21 protein-coding genes are annotated in these 21,946 nt (G+C 73.4%); 11 read left to right on the forward strand and 10 right to left on the reverse strand.

Translation table 11 applies throughout. The features are described 5' to 3' along the window. Window positions 1-2: 2 nt before the first annotated feature. The 3 genes from ACZ5UI_RS18290 to ACZ5UI_RS18300 are packed head-to-tail and all read right to left on the reverse strand — an operon-like array spanning window position 3 to window position 3,223. Window positions 3-1,052, reverse strand: a complete 1,050-nt coding sequence (locus tag ACZ5UI_RS18290; protein ID WP_464189533.1) for an NAD-dependent epimerase/dehydratase family protein — start codon at window positions 1,050-1,052, stop codon at window positions 3-5. A gap of 30 nt (window positions 1,053-1,082) precedes the next feature. Then, entirely contained in the window at window positions 1,083-2,216 is a 1,134-nt protein-coding gene (locus ACZ5UI_RS18295; protein WP_464189535.1) for an acyltransferase family protein, read from the reverse strand. After that, window positions 2,213-3,223: a class I SAM-dependent methyltransferase gene (locus tag ACZ5UI_RS18300; protein WP_464189537.1), complete on the reverse strand. Its 1,011-nt coding sequence runs from the start codon at window positions 3,221-3,223 to the stop codon at window positions 2,213-2,215. Before ACZ5UI_RS18300 ends, ACZ5UI_RS18295 begins: the two co-directional genes overlap by 4 nt. A gap of 26 nt (window positions 3,224-3,249) precedes the next feature. Between ACZ5UI_RS18300 and ACZ5UI_RS18305 the strand changes: the two genes are divergently transcribed. From ACZ5UI_RS18305 to ACZ5UI_RS18320, 4 genes are read left to right on the forward strand one after another with little or no spacing between them, the layout of a single operon-like run. Continuing rightward, window positions 3,250-4,578, forward strand: a complete 1,329-nt coding sequence (locus tag ACZ5UI_RS18305; RefSeq protein ID WP_464189539.1) for a hypothetical protein — start codon at window positions 3,250-3,252, stop codon at window positions 4,576-4,578. Then, entirely contained in the window at window positions 4,575-5,006 is a 432-nt protein-coding gene (locus ACZ5UI_RS18310) for a hypothetical protein (RefSeq protein WP_464189541.1), read from the forward strand. Before ACZ5UI_RS18305 ends, ACZ5UI_RS18310 begins: the two co-directional genes overlap by 4 nt. Before the next feature lie 14 nt (window positions 5,007-5,020). Continuing rightward, on the forward strand, window positions 5,021-6,181 hold the full coding sequence (locus tag ACZ5UI_RS18315) for a glycosyltransferase (RefSeq protein WP_464189543.1): 1,161 nt from the start codon (window positions 5,021-5,023) through the stop codon (window positions 6,179-6,181). Between the two features lie 12 nt (window positions 6,182-6,193). Further along, window positions 6,194-6,946 (forward strand): class I SAM-dependent methyltransferase, encoded by a 753-nt coding sequence (locus ACZ5UI_RS18320; RefSeq protein ID WP_464189546.1) that lies wholly within the window; start codon window positions 6,194-6,196, stop codon window positions 6,944-6,946. Here ACZ5UI_RS18320 and ACZ5UI_RS18325 read toward each other — a convergent pair. From ACZ5UI_RS18325 to ACZ5UI_RS18335, 3 genes are read right to left on the reverse strand one after another with little or no spacing between them, the layout of a single operon-like run. Then, entirely contained in the window at window positions 6,943-7,608 is a 666-nt protein-coding gene (locus ACZ5UI_RS18325) for an SHOCT domain-containing protein (protein WP_464189548.1), read from the reverse strand. The two genes, ACZ5UI_RS18320 and ACZ5UI_RS18325, sit on opposite strands and share 4 nt — an antisense overlap. Then, window positions 7,605-8,732: a hypothetical protein gene (locus ACZ5UI_RS18330; RefSeq protein WP_464189551.1), complete on the reverse strand. Its 1,128-nt coding sequence runs from the start codon at window positions 8,730-8,732 to the stop codon at window positions 7,605-7,607. The genes ACZ5UI_RS18325 and ACZ5UI_RS18330 overlap by 4 nt, the downstream gene beginning before the upstream one ends. Next, window positions 8,729-9,895, reverse strand: coding sequence for a M23 family metallopeptidase (locus tag ACZ5UI_RS18335; protein ID WP_464189553.1), 1,167 nt, complete (start codon window positions 9,893-9,895; stop codon window positions 8,729-8,731). The genes ACZ5UI_RS18330 and ACZ5UI_RS18335 overlap by 4 nt, the downstream gene beginning before the upstream one ends. A 76-nt stretch (window positions 9,896-9,971) precedes the next feature. On the opposite strand from ACZ5UI_RS18335, the gene ACZ5UI_RS18340 reads away from it, so the two are divergent. Further along, entirely contained in the window at window positions 9,972-10,985 is a 1,014-nt protein-coding gene (locus ACZ5UI_RS18340) for an LLM class flavin-dependent oxidoreductase (protein ID WP_464189555.1), read from the forward strand. Window positions 10,986-10,991: 6 nt separating this feature from the next. On the opposite strand, the gene ACZ5UI_RS18345 is transcribed toward ACZ5UI_RS18340, so the two are convergent. After that, entirely contained in the window at window positions 10,992-11,267 is a 276-nt protein-coding gene (locus ACZ5UI_RS18345; protein WP_464189558.1) for a hypothetical protein, read from the reverse strand. Between the two features lie 27 nt (window positions 11,268-11,294). On the opposite strand from ACZ5UI_RS18345, the gene asnB reads away from it, so the two are divergent. Both asnB and ACZ5UI_RS18355 read left to right on the forward strand, forming a co-directional pair. Next, entirely contained in the window at window positions 11,295-13,097 is a 1,803-nt protein-coding gene (asnB, locus tag ACZ5UI_RS18350) for an asparagine synthase (glutamine-hydrolyzing) (RefSeq protein WP_464189560.1), read from the forward strand. After that, window positions 13,076-15,259, forward strand: a complete 2,184-nt coding sequence (locus ACZ5UI_RS18355) for a hypothetical protein (RefSeq protein ID WP_464189563.1) — start codon at window positions 13,076-13,078, stop codon at window positions 15,257-15,259. Before asnB ends, ACZ5UI_RS18355 begins: the two co-directional genes overlap by 22 nt. On the opposite strand, the gene ACZ5UI_RS18360 is transcribed toward ACZ5UI_RS18355, so the two are convergent. Further along, a complete protein-coding gene (locus ACZ5UI_RS18360) occupies window positions 15,246-16,253 on the reverse strand; it encodes a glycosyltransferase (RefSeq protein ID WP_464189565.1) in 1,008 nt (335 codons plus the stop codon). The genes ACZ5UI_RS18355 and ACZ5UI_RS18360 overlap by 14 nt on opposite strands. Window positions 16,254-16,374: 121 nt before the next feature. Between ACZ5UI_RS18360 and ACZ5UI_RS18365 the strand changes: the two genes are divergently transcribed. From ACZ5UI_RS18365 to ACZ5UI_RS18380, 4 genes are read left to right on the forward strand one after another with little or no spacing between them, the layout of a single operon-like run. After that, complete coding sequence (locus ACZ5UI_RS18365; RefSeq protein ID WP_464189567.1) at window positions 16,375-17,112, forward strand: glycosyltransferase family 2 protein; 738 nt, start codon at window positions 16,375-16,377, stop codon at window positions 17,110-17,112. Between the two features lie 2 nt (window positions 17,113-17,114). Beyond that, window positions 17,115-17,528 carry a DUF2304 domain-containing protein gene (locus ACZ5UI_RS18370; RefSeq protein WP_464189569.1) on the forward strand — a complete coding sequence of 138 codons (414 nt, stop codon included), beginning with the start codon at window positions 17,115-17,117 and terminating at the stop codon, window positions 17,526-17,528. A gap of 29 nt (window positions 17,529-17,557) precedes the next feature. Beyond that, complete coding sequence (locus ACZ5UI_RS18375; protein WP_464189571.1) at window positions 17,558-19,039, forward strand: glycosyltransferase family protein; 1,482 nt, start codon at window positions 17,558-17,560, stop codon at window positions 19,037-19,039. Continuing rightward, on the forward strand, window positions 19,036-19,746 hold the full coding sequence (locus ACZ5UI_RS18380; protein WP_464189573.1) for a hypothetical protein: 711 nt from the start codon (window positions 19,036-19,038) through the stop codon (window positions 19,744-19,746). The genes ACZ5UI_RS18375 and ACZ5UI_RS18380 overlap by 4 nt, the downstream gene beginning before the upstream one ends. Here the strand turns inward: ACZ5UI_RS18380 and ACZ5UI_RS18385 are convergent. Further along, on the reverse strand, window positions 19,728-20,495 hold the full coding sequence (locus ACZ5UI_RS18385; protein WP_464189575.1) for a class I SAM-dependent methyltransferase: 768 nt from the start codon (window positions 20,493-20,495) through the stop codon (window positions 19,728-19,730). The two genes, ACZ5UI_RS18380 and ACZ5UI_RS18385, sit on opposite strands and share 19 nt — an antisense overlap. Window positions 20,496-20,506: 11 nt before the next feature. Beyond that, the gene (locus tag ACZ5UI_RS18390; protein ID WP_464189577.1) at window positions 20,507-21,685 is read right to left on the reverse strand and encodes a glycosyltransferase family 2 protein; all 1,179 of its coding nucleotides are present in this window, start codon (window positions 21,683-21,685) and stop codon (window positions 20,507-20,509) included. Window positions 21,686-21,946: the final 261 nt, after the last annotated feature.

Consider the following 21,946-nt stretch of genomic DNA (forward strand, 5'->3'; position numbering starts at 1 on the left):
GCCTACTCCGCGCCGGCCTCGGCCGCGACCGGCTGCTCCAGCTCCAGCGCGCGGCGCTGCTCGCCGGCGGCCAGGTCGCGCTTGCGGGCCACCTCGTCCAGGTGGCCGCGGCGCCAGGCCACGAGCTCGCGCAGCCCGTCCTCCAGGCCGACGGCGGCCCGGTAGCCCAGGTCGCGGGTGGCCGCGGTCGGGTCGCCGATGCGGTTCTTGACGAACGTCAGGCCCTGCGGCTCGTAGCGGATGCCCACGTCCGAGCCGGTGATGTCGAGCACGATCTCGGCCAGCTCGCGCAGCGACGTGCGCACGCCGGTGCCCACGTTGTAGAAGCCGTCGGTCGCGTCGGAGCGCATCGCGCACACGTTGGCCGCCGCGCAGTCGGTCACGTAGACGAAGTCGTAGGCCTGGGAGCCGTCGCCGTAGAGCGTCACCGGCTCGCCGCGGTCGATCGCGTCGAGCATCTTCATGATCACCGCGATGTAGGCGCCGCGGTAGTCCTGGCGGGCGCCGTAGACGTTCATGTAGCGCAGCCCGACGTAGTCGAGGCCGTAGCGCTCGTTGTAGGCCCGGGCCATCGCCTCGCCGGCGATCTTCGTGGCGCCGTAGAAGTTGCGGTTGTTGAACGGGTGGTCCTCGGTCATCGGCTCCTCGACCGCGTCGCCGTAGACCGACGCGCTGGAGGAGTAGACGAGCCGCTGGACGCCCTGGGCGACGCACGCCTCGAGCACGTTGAACGTGCCGCGGATGTTCACGTCGAAGGCCGACTGCGGGTACTCGTGGCACTGCAGCAGCCACAGCGCGGCGAAGTGGAAGACGCCGTCGGCGCCCTTCAGCGCGGCGTTGAGGATGTCCGTCTGGGTGACGTCGCCGCCGATCTCGAAGACCGACACGCGGTCGTCGCGCAGCGCGCCGGCCAGGTTCTCCGTCGTGCCGCGCACGAAGTTGTCGAACACGACGATCTCGCCGACGTCCTCACGCGTCAGCGCGTCGACCGTGTGCGAGCCGATCAGCCCCGCGCCGCCGATCACGACGAGCTTCTTGCCCCGGATGTCCATGGGCCGCAGGCTAGCCGCCGGGCGTGACGCTCAGGCGACCGACCGCAGCGGCTCGACCGGCTCGATGCCGGCCACCGGCGTCGAGCGCAGCCGGTCCTTCAGCCGCCAGGCCGGGCGCTCGACCAGCCGCAGGCTCAGCTCGGCCGCGGCGAACGTGACGGCCCATTCGATCACCGCTTCGGTCGTTCGCGACAGCGAGCGCCCGAGCAGCTCGGGCTGGATCAGCTCGAACAGCGGGACATGCCACAGGTACAGGGCGTAGGAGCGCACGCCGATCGCCACCAGCGGCGGCCAGGCCAGGATCCGCGACAGCACCGCCCGGTCGTCGGTGACCAGCCGGGCGATGACCACCGCGGTGCACAGCGTCAGGACCGTCGTCCAGATCAGGAACGAGCCCCACGGGCTGCCCAACGGGAACGGGAGCTCGTGCATGGTCAGGACGATGCCGGCGACCGCCAGCAGCGACAGCGGGCCGAGCGCGCGGCGCAGCGCCGGGCCGGGCCGGGCCGCGTCCAGCGCGAAGGCCAGGGCGGCGCCGACCAGGAGCTGGGCGAAGCGCAGGTCGGGGCGGTCGTAGACCGAGGCGGAGGTCGGGTCCGCCCGGCGGGTCAGCAGCAGCAGGCCGACGAGCGCGACGGCCAGCCCGAGCACGGCGATCACGGCGCGCAGGCCGCGCCGCTCGCGCAGGCCGAACCCGGCCAGCACGAACAGCGGCGCCCACAGCAGGTAGAACTGCTCCTCGACGGCCAGGCTCCAGGTCTGACCCAACGGGTTGGACGACCCGTGCGGTAGCCAGGGGAAGAACTGGACGAGGTCCGTGGTGTAGGTCAGGGCCAGGAAGCTGGCCGACACCCAGGCGTCGAAGCTGTGGGCGATCGAGGCGCCGAACGGCGTCAGGACGATCACCAGCACGATCAGCGGCGGGTACAGCCGCAGCGCCCGGCGGGCGTAGAAGCGCCCCAGCGACACGCGGCCGGTGGCCTCGCGCTCGCCCAGCAGGACGCCGGTGATCAGGAAGCCGCTGAGGACGAAGAAGATGTCGACGCCCCGGTACCCGCCGTGCCCGACCACGGCGAAGCCGGAGTGGAAGCACATGACGGCCAGGACGGCGCAGGCCCGCAGCCCGTCGACCGCGAGGACACGCCCGCCGCGCGCCGGCGTCATGCCACGCGACGGATCCGGTAGGCGCCTCCGTAGCCGGCGTGCAGGTCGCCGACCATCGGGCGGTGGTTGTAGTCGTAGCGCAGCTCGCGCAGGAACCGGCGGTGCTCGGGAGCCAGGCGCTCGTCGGCGATCGCGAACCCCCACGACTCCTGCATGGCCCGCAGCTCCCACTGCGACAGGTAGCCGCCCAGGTAGCGCGCCTCGAACCCGGCCTGCTCCAGCAGCGCCACGAACTCGGGGCCGGAGTAGCACAGGGCGATCGGGCAGTCCTCGCCGTCGGTGGCCTTGGCGAAGGCCTCCTCGACGGGCAGGTCGCTGAAGCGGCCGTCGCGGATCTGCAGCTCCCAGGCCACGTGCAGGTGCAGGAAGACCGAGTCGCGGTTGTAGACCATGATCGAGCCCTCGCCGCCGGGCCGCAGCACCCGGTGCAGCTCGCGCAGGATGGCCAGCGGGTCGCTGGTGTGGTGGATCACGCCCTGGCTGGAGACGAAGTCGAAGCTGGCGTCGTCGAAGGGCAGGCCGACGTGGGCGTCGCTGAGGCGCACGAGCTCGACGCGATCGGGCCCGACGCCGTGCAGCGACAGCCGGTGGCGGGTCAGCTCCAGCGCGCTGGGCGACACGTCGGCGCCGACGATCCGCCGGGCGCCCGTGTGGATGGCCAACCCGGTGACGTCGTTGCCCGGGCCGCAGCCGTAGTCGAGCACGGTCTCGCCGTCGTGCTGGCCGTACAGCCCGGAGAACTCGCGAAACAGCGGGTACTGGTCGAAGCGCCAGTCCAGGTAGCGCGCCGATTGGCGCGCGGTCAGGAACGGCGCGCTGTTGACCAGGTGGCCGGTCCAGTAGTCGTCGACGGCGTTGTGATCGTCGTCGGCGCTGCGGATCTGCGGCGCCGGGCCCCCGCGGCGGGCGCGCGCCTGCATGTAGGCCTGCCCCGCGCGGGCCTTGGCCTTCGGCACGATGCCGAAGCGCAGGACCTTGCTGGCGACTCGCTCCACACGGGGATGCACGCGCGGCAGGCTACCGTCGTCCCCGCATGCCCGCTGGCCCCAACGTCCTCGTGGTCTACGCCCTGCGCCAGTCGCCCCTGCGCGCGACGATCCGCGACCACCTGTACGCGTTCGAGCGCTACTCGTCCGGGCGCACGGCGTATCTGAACCTGGCAGTCCGCCGCCACGTCCCCGCGTGGGTGCGGCGCACCCGGTGGGACCTGGTCGTCTTCCACACCTCCTACCTGGCCACCTACCGCTGGACGCCCGACGGGGCGCCGTGGATGCGCCGGCGCTCGCAGGCGCTGCGTGGGCTGGGCCGGGTGCGCGTGGCGCTGCCCCAGGACGACTTCCTGCGCTCGGACCTGGTCGCCGACGTGATGGAGGAGCTGGGCGTCGATCACGTGTTCACGCCGGTGCCGCCCTCCGAGCACGGCAAGGTCTACGGGCGCATGGACCTCGACCGCGTGCGCTTCCACGTGGCCCTGACCGGCTACCTGGACGACGACGAGGTGGCGCGCATGGTGGCCATCGCCGAGGACGTCGACGCCGGGCCGGGCCGCGACATCGACGTCGGCTACCGGGCCTGGCACGCGGCCAAGTGGCTGGGCCGCCACGGCCAGCTGAAGACCGAGATCGCCCGCGTGTTCTCCGAGCAGGGCCCGGCACACGGCCTGCACGTCGACATCTCCACCCGCGACGAGGACACGCTGTACGGCGACGACTGGTCGCGCTTCCAGGCCCGCTCGAAGTACACGATCGGGGTGGAGGGCGGCGCCTCGATCCTCGACCAGGACGGGTCGCTGCGGGTCAAGGTCTACGACTACGAGCTCGACCACCCCGACGCGACGTTCGCCGAGGTCGAGGCGGCCTGCTTCCCCGGGCGCGACGGCGAGCTGAAGCTGTTCGCGATCTCCCCGCGCCACCTGGAGGCCTGCGTGTCGCGCACCTGCCAGGTGCTCGTGCGCGGCGAGTACAACGGCGTGCTCGAGGCCGACCGCCACTACATCCCCCTGGAGCCGGACTTCTCCAACCTCGACGAGGTGCTGGAGACGATGCGCCGCGACGACCGCCGCGCGGCGATCACGCAGGCCGCGTTCGCCGACGTGGTGCAGGGCGGGCGCTGGACCTATCGCGGGTTCGTGGAGAGCGTGGAGGCGGTGGCGCCCGCGGGCGACGCGCCGGCCGCGGCCCGCGCCTTCGCCGTGGCCCAATGGCAGGACCGCGCGTCGTGGTGGTTCGTGGCCGTGCTGATGCGCGTGGTGATGCCGCTGTGGCTGAAGGCGCTGGCCTCGATCCCGGGCCCGATCGCGCGGCCGCTCAAGCGCTTCGCCATGGCCCGCGCCCAGCGCCGCGCGGCCGCCAACGGCGCGTGACCGAGCGCGCGCTGGCGCTGCGGCCCGGCCCGCGCGGCGCGTGGGCGTCGCTGGTGGGGCTGGCGGTCCGGGCGACGCTGCTGCGACCGGGGCATGCCGCCGCGCGCGACGCCAGCGGCTTCCCGCCCGCCGCGCTGGTGGGCGCGCCGGCCACCGCGGCCAGCGACCCGCTGCGCATGGTGGCGCTGCCCGGCGTGCTGGCCCCGCTGGCGCTGGTGCGCTGGCCGGCGGCGCCCGGCGACGATGCCGAGCTGATCGCCGTCGAGCTGGCCGGCGGCGGGGTGCGCGCGGCGATCGCGCTGGTCGCCGCCGTCGCCGCGGTGACCCGGCGGGCGGGTGCCTCGCGGCTGCGCTGGGCCTCCTGGTCGGGCCCGGGAGCCGCGCACGTCGACCGCGCCACCGCGATCCTCGGCTTCGAGCCCCATTAGGCTCGCCGCGGACCGTGGCTCGCGTCGTCTCCCTCACCCCCGCGCGCCTGGAGCGCGACTCGCGCACGCTCAAGGAGGCGACGACCATCGCCCGGCTGGGCCACGAGTCGATCGTCGTCGAGGCCCAGGCCTCGGCCGTCGACTTCTCCGCCGCGCCGTTCGAGCTGCTCACGCTGCGCTCGGTGGGCGAATCGCTGGCCGACGCCGGCAGCGACGCCCCGGACGTCGGGCGCGACGTCGTGCAGCGCCTGACCGCGCTGGCCGGACGCGTGGCCGGCCCGCTGTACTTCCTGGCCTCGTGGGCGGCGTTCAACCTGCTGACCGCGCGCCGCCTGCCCGCCGCCGACCTCTACTGGGTGCACGGCTTCGAGCAGGTGCTGGCCGTCTGGGTGCGGCGCCGTCCCTACGTCTACGACGCCCACGACCTGTACGAGGCGCTGCCCTTCGACGGGCGCCGGCTGCGGCGCAGCGAACGCGCGACGCACTGGGTGCGGGCCCGCATCGAGGCGCGGTGCATCCGCCGGGCCGCCGCGTGCGTGACCACCAGCGACGCGATGGCCCGGGCCTACCAGGCGCGACACGGCCGCTCGTTCACCGTCCTGCGCAACGCCCAGGACGCGCGGCTGGCCCGGCCGGCGACCGCGGACCTGCGCGCGCTGGCCGGCGCGGCGCCCGACGACTTCCTGCTGGTCATGGTCGGCCAGCACAAGCCGGGCACCGTGGTGCCCGAGCGGCTGCCGGCGGGCGTGCGCCTGGCCTTCGTCGGCGACGGCTACGACGACCAGCCCGCGCGCGAGGGCGTGGCCTACGTCGGGTCGGTGGCACCCGCGGAGATCGCGGCGTTCATCGCGCCGGCCGACGCCGCCGCGCTGCTGTACGTGCCGGTCAACGCCAACTCCCCCACGATGCTGGTCAACGGGCTGTTCCACGCCGTCGCCGCGGGGCTGCCGCTGATCGTGCCGGCCGGCATGGAGGCGATCCGCGAGGCCTGCGAGCGCGACGACCTGGGCGTCGTCGTCGATCCGGCGGACCCCGACGCGCTGGCTGCGGGCATCGCCGCTCTGCGGGGCGACCTCGATCGCTACCGGGCCAACGTCCAGCGGGCCGCGCCAGGGCTGAGCTGGGCGGCCGAGGAGCCGACGGTCGCCGCGGTGCTCGCCACGGCGCTGGGCTAGGTTGCGCGCCGAATGTCAGCCCTGGCGCGCATCTACGACGAGACCCACGAGGCCAACAACCGGGCGATCCTGGCCACGATCCTGCCCCGGCCGCAGGGCACGCTCGTCGATCTCGGCTGCGGCGACGGCGCGTTCACCGCCCGCGTCGCCCAGCGCGCGAGCGCCGCGCGGGTGATCGGCGTGGAGCTGGACCCGTTCGACGCCGCCCAGGCCCGCGAGCGCGGCATCGAGGTGGTCGAGGCCGACGTGACCGAGCGCCTGCCCTTCGAGGACGCCTCGGTCGACGTCGTGCACAGCAACCAGGTGATCGAGCACCTGGCCGACACCGACCACTTCCTCAAGGAGATCCGCCGCATCGTGCGCCCCGGCGGCTACGCGGTCGTGTCGACGAACAACCTGGCCAGCTGGCACAACATCGCCTCGCTGGTGCTGGGCTGGCAGCCGCAGGTCAGCCACGTCTCCGACGAGGTCGTGGTCGGCAACCCGATGGACTTCATGGAAGGCCACCTGGGCGAGCGGGTGCACATGCACATGCGCCTGTTCACCGGGCGCGCCCTGGCCGAGCTGGCCGAGTACCACGGGCTGCGCGTCGACCTGGCCCGCACCGTCGGCTACTACCCGCTCCCGGTCCGCGCGGCCGCGCTGGCCACCCGGATCGACCCCCGCCACGGCGCCTACCTCGTCCAGCGCTACGTGCCCGGCGAGCCGGTCCGCCCCGAGGCCTCGCTGCGGGCGCGCGACCGCGACCGCTCGGCCACGGGCTAGATCTCGGCCAGGATCTCGTCGCGCCGGCGGCGGTGCTCGGCGTCGTCGATCAACCCGGAGGCGTGCAGGTCGTCCAGCGTCTTCAGGCGCTCGGCCAAGTCGGTCTTGGCCGCGGTCGACGCCTTGGGCTTGGGCTTGGCCGTGCGGACCTGCTGCAGCGTCGCGGCCAGCGCGGCCATCTGATCCAACGCCGCGGTCTCGGCCGTGTCGACCGGATGGGGCGTGAGCGCGATCTTCGGCGCCGACACGGTGCTGCGGGACAGGCCGCCGATGACGCCGAGGATCACGGGGATCAGGATCACGGCGGCGATGCCACCGACCACGTAGCCGACCCAGCGCGTGTCGGGGTTGGCGGAGGAGCCCAGGAACGAGTAGACGACGCCGGCCACCAGCGCCGTCCCGCCGAGCGCGATCACGGGGCCCAGCAGCAGCGGCCGTCCGGTGGCCCGGTCCTTGCCCGCCAGGAGCACGCCCAGCGGCAGCAGCAGGCAGTACGAGCCGACCAGGCCCATGATCCACCAGCCCAGCTCGTCGGGGCAGGCCACCTCACCCGGGTTGCCGCAGGAGCCCTCGCGGAACAGGTGGAAGACCGCCCAGGCCGGGATCACGACGCCGGCCAGCGCCAGCGCCGCACCGACCAGCTGGCGGACCGTGCGGATCATCCGGTGCGCTCCACGTGACGACCGGCGGCGTCGGAGCGCCAGTAGGCGCGCTCGTCGGGAACGTCCTTGAAGTACAGGCCCCACCGGGCGCCCGTCTGGTCGCCGGGGGACGCGGGGAACAGGACCGCGTAGTCGGCCTTGGCCGGCGAGACGCCGCCCCGCTCGGCCGCCGTGCGGAACGCCCGCGCCGGGGCGGCGGTGTCGATCGCGTCGATGGCCATCGACGGGCCCGACGTGCTGCCCGACGTGTCGCGGACGGTGAGGCGCTGCGCGGCGTCGACCTGGACGTCGCGCGAGCGCCCGTCGCCCCGCACGGTCACGTTGAGCGACTGGGGGCCGAGGCGCACCGACGTCACCCGCCGGCCGTACGTGCTGGCCTGCTCCAGCGCGGCGGCGAAGTTCTCGTCGCGCAGCAGGGAGCGCCCGGTCAGCCCCGAGGCGAAGGGCAGCTCGCCGGGATGCGTCACGGCGATGCCGGCCAGGTCCGCCGACCACGTCTGCTCGCCGATCGGCACGTCCTCCAGCGAGACGTACCAGGTGGGCGGATCGCCGCCCGACAGCGATGCGTAGGCCAGATGCGTGTCGTCGGCCTTGGCGCCGCGCAGGGCCCCGCGCACGACCTTCTCGGCCGCGGCCGGGTCCAGCGCCGCGATGTCCAGCGGCTTGGAGCTGGTGTCGGTCGACCAGTCCCGGGCGCGGACGTCGAAGTTCAGACCGACGTCGATGAACCGCGTGTTGCCGTTGTCGTCTCGCACCGTGGTCGACAGCCCCTCGGGCTTCAGCTGCAACCTCAGCAGGACCTCGCCGGGTTCCATCTCGCTGCGCACCGCGCCCAGCGCGCGGCGCAGGTTGGCGGCGCGCACCAGCGACGGTCCGGCCAGCGCGTGGCCGTCCAGCTCGCGCCGGATGACCGTCGGCGAGTCCAGCGCGTCCTGGTCGGACTGGTAGAGCACGTAGCCCGTCACCACGATCGCCGCGAGCGTGAACAGCAGCGGGATCGGACTGCGCCGCGGCCGGCCGTCCGTCGGCTCACGCCGGCGCGACGGCTTCGGAGGCCGCACCGCCTCCGAGCTCGCCGCGCCCGAGGGCTGGCCGAAGGCGTCGCGGGCCTCCTGGTCGGTCACGGTCCCTCCAGCGTGACGACCGCGTTGCTGACCGGGTAGCGCAAGCGCATGGACCCCGCGGCGCCGGCCACCGGCACGGCGGCCTGCAGACCCCCCTCGGCGGTCGGCGTGATCGTCGCCGTGCCGCTCAGGCGGAAGCGGTCCAGCACCCAGGGGATCGCGTTGGCGGTCTTCGGATCGGGACCGTCGTTGATCGAGAAGTGCAGGTGCGGCGCGTTCGTGTTGCCGCTGTTGCCCAGCGCACCGAGCACCTGCCCAGCGCGCACGCGCTGGCCGGCCCGCACGCGCACCGAACCGGTCCGCAGATGGGCGTAGAAGGCGTAGACCCGGGGCGCGATCCGCAGGACGACGTAGTTGCCGCCGTGCTCGTCCAGCGAGGCGAACGGCCCGCGGGTGCCGAACGGCACGGGCGCGATCTCCTTGCGGCCGTCGACCGCGTGCACCACGGTGCCCGCCGCGGCAGCGACGACCCGCGCGCCGTAGCCCGCCCACGACTCGGCCGTGCTGCCGCCGCCGACGTACAGGTTCCCGCGGTCCAGCCGCACGAAGTCGATCGCGAACAGCTCGCTGGTCACGAAGCGCCCGTTGGCGGCGTACAGCCCGTCGCGATGGCTGGACGGACGGCAGCAGGCGTTGATGGCCACCCAGTTGGCGCCGCGCAACGGCGCGCCGATGACCACGGGCCGCTGGCGGGGCACGCGCACGGCCGGCCCGTCCACGCGGGTGCTCTCGACGAGCTCGGGGGCCGGCGCGTCGGGCGGCACGGCGTAGGCGATGCGGTGCGACAGCCGCGCCGGCACCGCGCCGGGACGCACCGCGACGTCGACGACCACCTGCACCGTGCCCGACACCGGCACGGTCGCGGTCGGCTCGTCCTCCAGCAGCGCGGACGTGGCGCCCGAGAGCGCGTCGCCCTCCAGGCGCAGCAGCCGGTGGTGGCGCTCGTCGCGCACCTCCAACGAGGTCAGCGTCACGTCGGCGGTCGACGCGTTGGTGACCAGCAGGTCGTACTCGATGTGCTGGCGGCCGTCGCTGCCCAGCACCACCTGGGGCGGGGCCACCACCTGCACGGCGATCGCCGTCACACCCGGCTGCGCGGACGCAACCGCCGGCGCGCTCGCCAGCCCGCACAGCACCATCATCGTGGTCACCCCGGCCCGCATGAACCGGATCCTCTCGTTCTGACGCCTCGCCCACAACCCGCAGATGCCGAACCTGGCGGTTTGCGACACTGGATGCATGCCGTCAGTGGGTTCCGCCAGCCTCTCCGTCCTCGACCTCGCGCCGGTCTCCGAGGGCTCCAGCGCCGGCGAGGCGCTGCGTCACTCGATCGATCTGGCCCAGCACGTCGAGCGTCTGGGCTACGTGCGCCACTGGGTGGCCGAGCACCACAACATGTCCGGCATCGCCAGCTCGGCGCCCGCCGTGCTGATCGCCCACCTGGCCGCCGCGACGACCACGCTGAAGGTCGGCTCGGGCGGCGTGATGCTGCCCAACCACTCGCCGCTGGTGATCGCCGAGCAGTTCGGCACGCTCGAGGCGCTGCACCCGGGCCGCATCGACCTGGGCATCGGCCGCGCGCCGGGCACCGACCAGGTGACCGCCTACGCGCTGCGCCGCTCGATGGAGGGCGGCGGGGACGACCTGCCCCAGTTGCTGGGTGAGCTGCGCGGGTACTTCGACGGCTCGATCCAGCGCGTCCACGCCACGCCGGGCGAGGGCGACGCGCCCGACATCTGGCTGCTGGGCTCCAGCGGCTACAGCGCCCAGCTGGCCGCGGCGCTCGGCCTGCCGTTCAGCTTCGCCCACCACTTCATGCCCGCCAACACCCTCGGCGCGCTGGACCTGTACCGCAGCGGCTTCCAGCCGTCGCTGCGCCTGGAGGACCCGTACGCCTCGATCGGCGTGCAGGTGGTCGTGGCCGACACCGACGAGCACGCGCGCTTCCTGCACGGGCCGGGGCTGTTGTCCTTCCTGCGGCTGCGCAGCGGGCGACCGGGGCGCTTCCCCACGCCCGAGGAGGCGGCGGCCTACGAGTTCACGCCGGCCGAGCGGACGTTCGTCGACGGGTGGCAGGCGTCGCACATCGTCGGCTCGCCCGAGACCGTCCGGCGCGAGCTGCTCGAGCTCCAGCAGCGCACGAACGCCGATGAGCTGATCGTCACGACGATGGTCCACGACCACGCCGATCGGCTGCGCTCCTACGAGCTGCTGGCCGAGGCGTTCGCCGACGCGCCCGCCCGCGCCGCCTGAGCGAGGTCAGCCGGCGGGGCCGACCCGCGTGACGCTGAAGTCGGCGGCCACGTCGACCGACAGCCGCTTGGAGCCCTTGCGCACGACGACGTCGTAGCGGATGAAGGCCGGCGCCTTGTTGTCGCGCGTGACGCGCACCACGGTGCCGCCGTGCGTCGCCGCCAACGCCGTGGCCGCGGCTTTCTTGCCCGGTCCGCTGGTGGCGCTGATGCGTGTGGCGGCCACCGCCGGAGCGGCCGCCAGGAGGGCCAGGGCGAACAGGACGAGGGCGAGACGACGCATGCCGTCCAAGCTAGCCTCGACGCCTGCATGTGCGGCATCGCAGGCATCGCCGGGGCCCCGCTGCCCGATCGCGCCGTGCTCGAACGGATGGCCGCGGCGATGGCCAACCGCGGCCCCGACGGGCAGGGCACGTGGATGCACGAGGGCTGCGGGCTGGCCTTCCGCCGGCTGGCGATCATCGACCTGGCCGACCGGGCGATGCAGCCGATGCACCTGGGCCCGCTGCACATCGTCTTCAACGGCGAGGTCTACGACTACCGCGAGCGCCGCGCGGAGCTGGAGGCGCTGGGCCACGCGTTCGTGACCGAGTCCGACACCGAGGTGCTGCTGCACGCCTGGCAGGAGTGGGGCGAGGGCGCGCTGGATCGCATCAACGCGATGTTCGCGCTGGCGGTGTTCGACGAGCGCGACGGCTCGCTGACGCTGGCCGTCGATCCGTTCGGCGAGAAGCCGCTGCTGTACGTGCCGCAGGCCGGGCGCATCGCCTTCGCCTCCGACGTGCAGGCGCTGATCGAGGCGATCCCGGGCGCGGGCGCGCCCGACGAGGCCGCGGTGGCGGCGTTCGTGGCTCGCGGCACGATGCCGCCCGTCGAGCGCTCGTTCTTCGCCGGCGTGCGCAAGCTGCCCGGCGGGCACGTGCTGCGCTGGCACGACGGCCAGCTGCACACCCGCCGCTACTGGGCGCCCGAGCCCGTCGCGGTGCCCGAGGACTACCCGGACGCCGTCGCGGAGCTGCGCGAGCTGCTGACCGACTCGATCCGCCTGCGCCTGCGCGCCGACGTGCCGGTGGGCACCTCGCTCAGCGGCGGCGTCGACTCCAGCGCGATCGTCGCGCTGGCCGCGCACCTGGCCGGCGAGCACTCCCGCCACGCCTTCACCGCGCGCTTCCCCGGCTACGCGCGTGACGAGTGGGGCTACGCCGACGCCGTGGCCCGCGCGGCCGGCGTGGCCGAGCACCACGCCACCGAGCCGACGCTGGAGGCGCTGCGCGCGGACCTGCCCGCGTTCGTCGCCGCCCAGCAGGAGCCGGTGCTCAAGCTCAACCAGTACGCGCAGTGGTCGGTGTTCGCCGCGGCGCACGCGGCCGGCGTGACCGTGCTGCTCGACGGCCAGGGCGCCGACGAGCTGCTGGCCGGCTACATCCTCACCCGCGGCTACGCGCTGCGCTCGATGGGACCGGTGGCCATGGCCCAGGCCTACGCGACCCAGCCCGAGACGCGGCTGCCCTTGCGCGCCGCGGTCGGGCGCGGGCTGATGCCCGAGGCGCTGGCCCGCCGCCTGCGCGGGCGCGACGTCTCGCCCTACGCCAGCGCCACGGCCGCCCAGGCCGGGGCCGACGCGACGCCGCAGGAGCCCGACTGGCCGCGCCCGCGCGACCCGCTGCGCGACGAGCTGCTGCGCGAGGCGTTCTTCACCAGCCTGCCCGAGCTGCTGCGCTACGGCGACCGCAACTCGATGGCCCACAGCCGCGAGGTGCGCCTGCCCTTCCTGGACCGGCGCGTGGCCGAGCTGGCCCTGTCGCTGCCCCCCGGTTTCCTGATCCGCGACGGCTTCACCAAGTCGGCGCTGCGCGACGCCGTGCGCGACCTGGTGCCCGCCGACGTGCTGGCCCGCCGCGACAAGGTCGGCTTCGAGCCGCCCCAGGCGGCCTGGCTGAGCTCCGACGCCGGGCGCGCCTGGGCCACCGACGTGCTGCTGGACGACAACGCCGGCGACCCGGCGATCGACCGCGCGGCGGTCGCGGCCGACGTGCGGGCCGGCGTCTGGCGCGATCCCGACGCCCTGTGGCGGGCGATGAACTCGGTGCTATGGCGAGCGACGTTCTCGTAAGAGCGCCCGCGCCCGAGGAGCGCGCGCGCCGCCGACCGGCGTGGCTGGCCCGCGTGCGGGTGCGCTGGCCGCTGGTGGCGATCATCGCCGTCGGCGCGGCGATCACGATCTGGTTCGTCCTGCAGTGCGTGCAGTACTTCATCCAGCCCGACGAGCTGGAGTACCTCAAGCAGTCGCGCCAGATCGGCGACGAGCTGCATCCGCTGCTGCCCGGCGACGCCTACTTCACGTCGTGGTCGCAGCTGCAGCCGATCCTGCTGGCGCCGGTGTGGATGATCCGCGACACCAACGTCGCCCATCAGGTGATGGGCGTGGTCAACGCGCTGATCATGGCCTCGGCCGCGATCCCCGCCTACCTGCTGTCGATGCGCGTGGTCGCCGACCGGCGCCTGTCCTACCTGGTGGCGCTGCTGACGGTGATCGTTCCGTGGATGGCCGCCGCGTCCACGATGATGACCGAGGTGGCCGCCTATCCGGCGTTCCTGTGGGCCACGCTGGCGGTGCAGCACGCGATCGCCCGACCGTCGGGGCGCGGGGACCTGATCGGCGTGCTGGGCATCCTGCTGGCCTACGCCGCCCGCCCGCAGCTGGCCGTGCTGGCCGTCGCGCTGATCGCCGGGCTGCTCGTGCAGGAGCTGCGCTTCGCCACCGACCCGGCCGACGCCACGGCGCCGCGCCGCGTGCGCCTGGGCCGCGGGCTGCGCGCCGCGGTCGTGCGCCACCGCTGGCTGCTGGGCGCCGCGCTGCTGGGCGTCGTGGTCTACGCGATCGCCCGGCCCAACCTGTTCGGCGGCTACAGCCGCCAGGGCGTGGCCGGCAACGCGCTGGACGCCACCGGCCAGTGGATGTTCAGCCGCGAGATGCTGGCCTACGTCGCCGTGGGCGTCGCCCTGGTCCCGTTGGCCCTGGCGGCGGCCTGGGCGCTGCAGACGCTGTGGCGTCCGCTGGGCCGCGAGCAGCACGCGTTCGCGCTGGTCGCCGTGATCTCGGCGGTGCTGCTGACGCTCGTGGTCGGGGCGTTCACCGCGCGCTACACGCCGCAGGGGATCAACAGCCGCTACCTGTTCTACCTGTGCCCGCTGCTGTTCGTCGGCATGGTCGCGCTGGTGGCCGATCGCCGGCCGGCGACGTGGCCGCTGGCGCTGGCGGCGGCCGGGGTGGCCTGGATCGTCTACGGCGCGCAGATCACGCAGGCCGGGCCGTCGCTGGTCTCACCCGAGCAGACCTTCCACACCGTGCTGATCGGCCGCTCGGCCCAGCTGGGCAAGACGCTGGGGATGCCGGAGCTGACGTTCCCGCACCTGATGGCGGTCGTCGCGCTGATCGTCGTCGTGCTGCTGGCGCTGGCCCGCCGCGGGCGCTGGGGGCGCCCGGCCGGCGTCGCCCTGCTGATAGCGGTGACGCTGTTCTGCGCCGCCGAGACCGCCTACTCGCTGCGCAAGATCGCCGACACCCAGGCCGGCGTCAGCCAGGACTTCATCGACGGGCGCCGCTGGGTCGACGCGACGCTGCCGCCCGGCGCCCAGGCCCAGGTGATCGCCTCGACGCTGGGCGACCCCGGCTCCTCCTACGGGGTGTGGTGGGACGTGTCGTTCTGGAACGCGTCGGTCGACCGCACGCTGCAGCTGCCCACCACCCCGGACCTGCAGCAGCCCTATCCCCAGCAGTTCGCGATCGGCCCCGCCGGCGAGTTCATCGCCCTGGCCGACAGCCTCGGCGTGGGCGACGGGCCGTACTTCGTCAAGGCGGCCAGCGACCGCTCGTTCGCGTTCCGCGACGCCCAGCTGCTGGTCGACCGCTTCGGCATCCAGCTGCTGCAGACGCCCTCCCCGCCCGTGGCCGACTGGCAGCTCGTGGCCACCTTCGACGACACCGGCCGCCTGGCCCAGGGCGCGCCGCCGTCCTACCTGGCCGCCACCCCGCGCACGCCCGACGAGCGGTCGGTCCCGGTGACCGTGACGCTGGGCACGTGGCCCGGCGACCAGCCGGCCCGCTACGAGTTCGACGGCCGCCGGGGCCGGATCGCCGCGGGCCAGACGACGGTCGTGCACGGCACCGCGCGCTTTGACCCCAAGACGAAGTACACGCTGCTGACGCTGCGCGCGCTGGGCCCACCCGACGCCACGCGCGGCGTGCAGGTGCTCGACGTCAAGCTCGACTGACCAGCGCGCGCACCAGCGACCAGTAGGCCCGCAGCGCGCCGGCCAGCACGGTCGAGCGGCCCAGCGCGCCCAGGTAGGCCGACGACAGCTCGGGCGTCAGCGCCGCGGCGAAGTCGGCGACGCTGGCCGTGCGCGTGGCCTGGACGGCGCGCCGCTCGCGGCGCAGGCGCGGCAGCGCGCGGAGCACGTCGAGCGTGGCCAGCGCCTTGGGCCGACCCCAGCCGCCGGCCAGCGCGGCCGGCCACAGCGCCAGCTCGAGCACGGCGAGCGCGGGCGCCAGCGCCAGCAGCAGCGGCGTCGGATAGGTGCGCAGGATCGTCGCCCAGCGGTTGCGCTCGAGCATCCGCCACTTCGCCTGGCCCTTGGCGAACGCGTAGTCGTGGTCGACGCGCGCGTCGGGCACCACGCCCAGGCGCCCGCCGCGCAACCGCAGGCGCAGCGACAGGTCGACGTCCTCGTGGTACATGAAGAACTCCGGCGAGAAGCCGCCCAGCGCCCGCCACGTGGCCAGCGGCAGGGCCAGGCAGGCACCCGACAGGAAGCCCACCGGACGGGGTGCGGCCGGCGCGGCGGCGGGCGGCTCGCCGGCCTGGCCGGCCCAGGCGATCGCGGTGAAGTGCACGACCCCGCCGCTGGTGTTGATCGCGTCGCGGTCCAGCACCAGGCCCATCCACGCGTCCCACGCGCCGCCCCAGGGTGCGCTGATCGCCGCCCGGAAGCCCGGCTCGGGGATCGCGTCGGGGTTCAGCAGCACCAGCAGGTCGCCGGTGGCCCGCGCGGCGCCCTGGTTGCAGGCGGCGGCGAACCCGACGTTGCCCGCGTTGCGCACGACCTGCGCGCCCGCCTGCTCGGCCCGCTGCACGGAGTCGTCGACGGAGGCGTTGTCGACGACGATCAGCTCGTCGTCGGCCTCCAGCTCACGGGCCAGCGCGGGCAGCAGCGCCTCCAACGCGGGGGCCGATCCGTAGGTCACCACGACGAGCGAGAGGCGCACGCAGGCGATCCTAGGAGGGCGGCTCGTACAATCCGGGAGCTTCGGGCTGCGGTCACCTGCGCAACGAACGGCCCCGCCACACGTCATGACCTCTGTGCGCCCAGACACCTCACACCTTGCCGTGGTCCCCGCCTACAACGAGGCGGCCACGGTTGGCGACGTCGTGCGCCGGATCCACGCCGATGCTCCGGAGTGGGATGTCGTGGTGGTCGACGACGGCTCGACCGACGACACGACGCGGGCCGCGCAGGCTGCCGGCGCCCGCGTGGTGCGCCTGCCGTTCAACCTCGGCATCGGCGGCGCGGTGCAGGCCGGCTTCGTCTACGCGGCCGAGCAGGACTACGACTACATGGCCCAGGTCGACGGCGACGGGCAGCACGACCCGGCCGAGCTGGACAAGCTGGTCGACCACATGCGCGCCCGCCCCCAGCTGGACGTCGTGTGCGGCTCGCGCTTCCTGCGCGACAACGAGCATCGCTACCCGGCGCCGATCAGCCGGCGCGCCGGCATCCACATCTTCGCCTTCCTGCTGTCGCGCTTCGTGCGCCAGCCGATCAGCGACCCGACGTCCGGCTTCCGGCTCTACAACCGCCGCGCGATCCGGCTGTTCGCCAACGACTACCCGCACGACTACCCCGAGGTGGAGGCGGTGCTGATGCTCCATCACCACCGCCTGCAGATGGAGGAGATCCCCGTGCGGATGTACACCCGCGGCGGCGGCGTCTCCTCGATCTCGTCGGGCAAGTCGGCGTACTACATGGTCAAGGTGCTGCTGGCGCTGTTCGTGGGCATGTTCCGCCGCCGTCCGGTGCCCGAGCCCGGCGGAGCGGCGCCCGTGGCCGCGGAGACGGGGATCTAGCCGTGGACAGTCGCATTCAGGCGGTCGCGATCGTCGGCGCCGCGGGGCTGCTGCTCTTCGTGCTGGAGATGGTCCGCCGGCGCCGCCTGCTGGAGCGCTACGCGCTGGTGTGGCTGTTCTGCGCCACGGTGCTGCTGGGCCTGGCCATCTGGCGCGACGGGCTGGCTCGGCTGGCCAACGCCTTCGGCATCGCCTACGCGCCCAACGCGCTGTTCTTCGTCGCGTTCGCCTTCGTCCTGATCCTGCTGCTGCACTTCTCCGCCGTGGTCTCGCGCCTGGCCGACCAGTCCAAGGTCCTGGCCCAGCGCCTGGCGCTGCTGGAGGAGCGCCTGCGCCGGCAGGAGGAACGCGGCGTCGCCCTGCCCGACGATTCCGAGATCGAGCCCGTCGGCGCGCGCCACGCGTCCGACGACTAGCCGACCGCACGCTGCCCTTGGCCGTCGCCGTGACCTCCGCGCCCGCCCGCGCCCGCACGCGCTGGCCGGCGATCCCGCGACCGCTGCTGGGCCTGCTGATCGCCTGCACGCTGCTGTCGGTCGCCTGGGCGGTGACGATGGCCCCGCTGCAGGGCCCCGACGAGCACAACCACGTCGGCTACGTCCAGAACCTGGCCGAGACGGGTAGCGGCCCGAGCTTCGGACCGACGACCGGCGGGAGCTGGTCGACCGAGCAGCAGCAGCTGCACGCGTGGGAGAACCTGCTGGCCCTGATCGGGGTGGTCAGCGCCCGCCCGGGCTGGAACCCGGCCGAGGAACAGGGCTACGACCGCTTCCTGCGCAACCCGCCCGACAACTTCCGCTCCGACGGCACGGGCCCCAACCCGGTCGGCCAGAACCCGCCGCTGTACTACGCCTACGAGACCGTCCCCTACTGGCTCACGCGGTGGACCGAGCTGCCCACGCGGCTTCTGTTCATGCGCCTGGCCAACGTGCCGCTGTACCTGCTGATCGTCGTCTTCGCCTGGCTGTCGGCCGGCGAGGTGTTCGGTCGCCGCCGGCGCCTGCAGACGATCGTCGCGGGCAGCGTCGGGCTGCTGCCCCAGCTGGCGTTCATGTCGGGGGTGATCAACCCGGACATCCTGCTGTCGACGGTGTGGGCGGCGCTGTTCTACCTGTCGCTGCTGGCCGTGCGCACCGGGCCGACGCCGAAGGTCGTGCTCGGCCTGGGCCTGACCGCGGCGCTGTCGGCGCTGTCGCACGGGCGCGGCCTGGCCGCGATCCCCGCGCTGGTGCTCGTGCTGGCCATCGTGCTGTGGAAATGGCGGCCGCTGACCCGCCGGGCGGTGGCCTGGGGCGCGGGCGCGATCGGCCTGCTGGTGATCGGCGTCGGCGGCGCGGTGGCCTACTCGGGCGCCCACGGCGGCGGCGCGTCGATCGGTGGCGAGGTCGGCTCCACGACCGGCGCCGGCTCGATCAAGGGCTTCCTGTCCTACCTGTGGCAGTTCTACCTGCCGCCGCTGCGCACGATGACCGCCCAAGGGCCGCCCTACGGCTACCGGCAGGTCTACGTGGAGGGGCTGGGCGGCACCTTCGGGTCGCTGGAGATCACCTACCCGCTGTGGGTCTACGACGCCCTGCAGTTGGCCGCCGGGATCGGCATCCTGCTGCTGGTGCTGTGCGTGGTGCGCCGCTGGGAGGTCGTGGCGGAGCGCTGGGCGCAGGTGGCGGTGGTCGCGGCGCTGATCGGCTGCATGCTCGTCGTGCTGCACGTGTCGGCCTACCGCGACCTGCAGGGCCCGCCGTACGACCCGCTGCTGGTCGGCCGCTACCTGCTGCCGCTGATCACCGCGATGGGCCTGGCCATCGGCTTCGTGTGCCGCTCGATCCCGCCCCGGGCGGGTGCGCTGCTGGGCACCCTCGTGCTGACCGTCTTCACGATCCTGTCCTTCACCGGCCTGGCGCTGACCGTGACGCGCTTCTACACGTGACCGGCCGGCGCTGGATCCTGCCCGCGCTGTCGGCGCTGCTGATGGTGCTGGCCGCCGTCGCCTGGGGCATCCCGTGGCTGACGCGCGACCACGCCGACACCACCTCGACGCCGACCCCGCCCGCGTTCTCGACGATCACGCCGATCGTGCTCAAGCCCGGCGCCAAGGCCTGTGAGAACTTCGTCGCGCTGGCCACCGACACGCGGGTGGCCGTGGTGCTGAGCGCGAAGTTCGAGGGCACCGGCCCGCCGCTGAAGGTCGTGGCCAGCGCGCCCGGCTACGTGTCCACCTCGCAGATCACCGGCGGCTACCGCGGCCTGGAGCCGCTGTCGGCGGCGATCGAGCCGCCCGCGCGCGACGCGATCGGCACCGTCTGCGTGACCAACGAGGGCACGAAGCCCACGCAGCTGCAGGGCACGACCGAAGGCCGCATCCAGAACCGCTCGGCCACCTCGGTCGACGACGTGGTGATCCCGGCCAAGATGTCGCTGCTGCTGACCGAGGGCACCGACAGCTCGGTGGCCGACCGCCCGGGCGAGATCCTCGACCGCATCAGCGCGTTCAAGCCGCCGATCGTCGGCCAGGTCTCCCTGGCCATCCTGTTCGTGCTGGTGATCGTCGGCGCGCCCGTCGCCGTCCTCTACGCGATCTGGCGCGGCATCGCCGCCCCCGATCCCGACGAGGACGATCAGGGCTTGCGCACGTAGGCGATCAGCTGGCGCGCCTGCGCGGTCGCCGCGCGCGGCGGCAGGCGGCGCTCCAACCAGCGGTCGACGCGATCGGCGCCGCGCATCAGCGCGTTGTCGGGATCCCCGTAGACGAACGACGAGGCGATCCCCACCGGGAACGACACGTAGTTGATGGGGATCAGCGTCAGATCCGGGAACGTGTCGCGCAGCCAGCGCTGGTCGTCGAGCATGAACGGCCGCTCGTCCGGCGTGTGCGCCTCGCGCACCAGCGCGTGGAAGCCCTTGCTGAGCAGGTTGGAGCCGACCGGCTCCATGAAGGCCAGCGCGCCGCCCGGGTTGAGGTTGTCCGTGTAGGCGCGCTCCAGGAACGGGCGCCAGTCGATGTGGTGCAGGATCGAGCGACCGAAGATCAGGTCGTAGCGGCCTTCGATGGGCAGCGTCACGTCGCCGACGACGAACTCGACCTCGCCGGGCACCTCGTGACGGCGGGCCGACTCGATGAACCGGGTCGAGTTGTCGATCCCGCGCACGTAGGCCGGCCCGCAGTCCAGCAGCTCCAGCGAGCTGAGGCCCTCGGCGCAGCCGACGTCGAGCACGCGGCCACCGGCGGCGTGCCGGCGCAGCAGGTCCTGCCAGCGCTGCTCGTGGTACATCGTGTTCGGTCCCTCGAGCACGTGGGCCACCCGCATGTGCCAGGCGTAGGAGACCTCCATGACCTGACCCTCGTCGTAGGCCTCCCGCTCACGGCGGGCGCGCTCGGCGTCCACCGGCGACGCCTTCAGCGGTCGGTCCGGCGCAGACCGAGGATCGACAGCAGGAACGACGAGAAGACGACCTGCAGGCCGAGGATGACCAGCACGGTGGCCACCACCGCGGTGGCGCCGTTGCCCAGGTCCGCGAAGCCGCGGTGGGCCCAGGCGATGAAGATGATCAGGCAGAGCACGAGCCCGAGCGCGAGGACGGCGCCGCCGAGCATCAGGCCGTGCTCGAGGCGGAAGCGGGCGCGCATGCGGTCGAACCACGCGTCCTTCTCGCCCATGAAGTAGGCGCCGTAGGCGTGCGCGGCGAGGCCGAGCGAGACGACCTGGACGCCGGCGATGACCAGCATCGCGCCGGCCAGCTCGGCGTGGATGCCCCACACGCGGCCGAAGATCGAGACCTCGGAGAGCACGATGGCCATGACGATCGCGCCGATGGCCAGCATGACCAGGCCCGGGATCACGAACAGGTGCGTCGGCGAGTGCACCAGCAGGAAGCGCAGATGGCGCCAGCCGTCGCGGAAGCTGGAGAGCTTGGACTCGCCGCCGCGCGGGTGGTACTCGATCGGGAACTCGGTGATCACGAGCTTCTCCTTCGAAGCCCGGATGACCATCTCCGACGCGAACTCCATGCCGGTCGTGCGCAGGTCCAGCGTGGGCAGGATGTCGCGGCGGAAGCCGCGCATGCCGCAGTGCGCGTCGCTCACGCCGGTGCGGAAGAAGAGGTTGAGGATGCCCGTGAGGATCGGGTTGCCCACATAGCGGTGCAGCCACGGCATCGCGCCCGGATGGATGTTGTCCATGCGGTCGCCCATGACCAGCTGCGCGCCCTTGTCGAGCTCCTCGACGAAGTGCGGGATCTCGTTGAAGTCGTAGGTCAGGTCGGCGTCGCCCATGACGATGTACTCGCCGCGGGCGGCGGCGAACCCGGCCAGGTAGGCCGACCCGTAGCCGCGGCGCGGCTCGTGCACGACGCGCGCGCCGGCGGCGGCGGCCAGCTCCGGCGAACCGTCCTCGGAGTCGTTGTCGGCCACGACGACCTCACCGGGGATCCCGGCCGTCTCCATCGCGTTGAGCGCGCGGCGCACGCACTCCTCGATGTTCTCCGCCTCGTTGAGGCAGGGAATGACCACCGAGACGATCGGGGTCTGGACCACTGCGTCAGGAGGACGCATCTCGGGGCTTTCGATGGTGCTCATCCGAAATTGGTCAACGCGGGACCGCGCGGATAGTCGCGCTGTTTGCCCTGACCGCGGACACTCTAGTGGGTCATCCGGCCCGCTCGGATGCGGGAGACGGGGATGCCGGCGCCGTCAGGCAAGGACGCAGACCCGAAGGAATCCCCCTGGGATTTCGAGCGGTCGAGGACGCCGCATGACGGTGATCGGCGCCCCGTATCGCGCGTTCGAGTGGACCGGGTGGCCCACTAGCCTCCGTGCCCGTCGATGCCGGGACGCCGC

This window comes from Conexibacter sp. JCM 18997 (assembly GCF_055391915.1).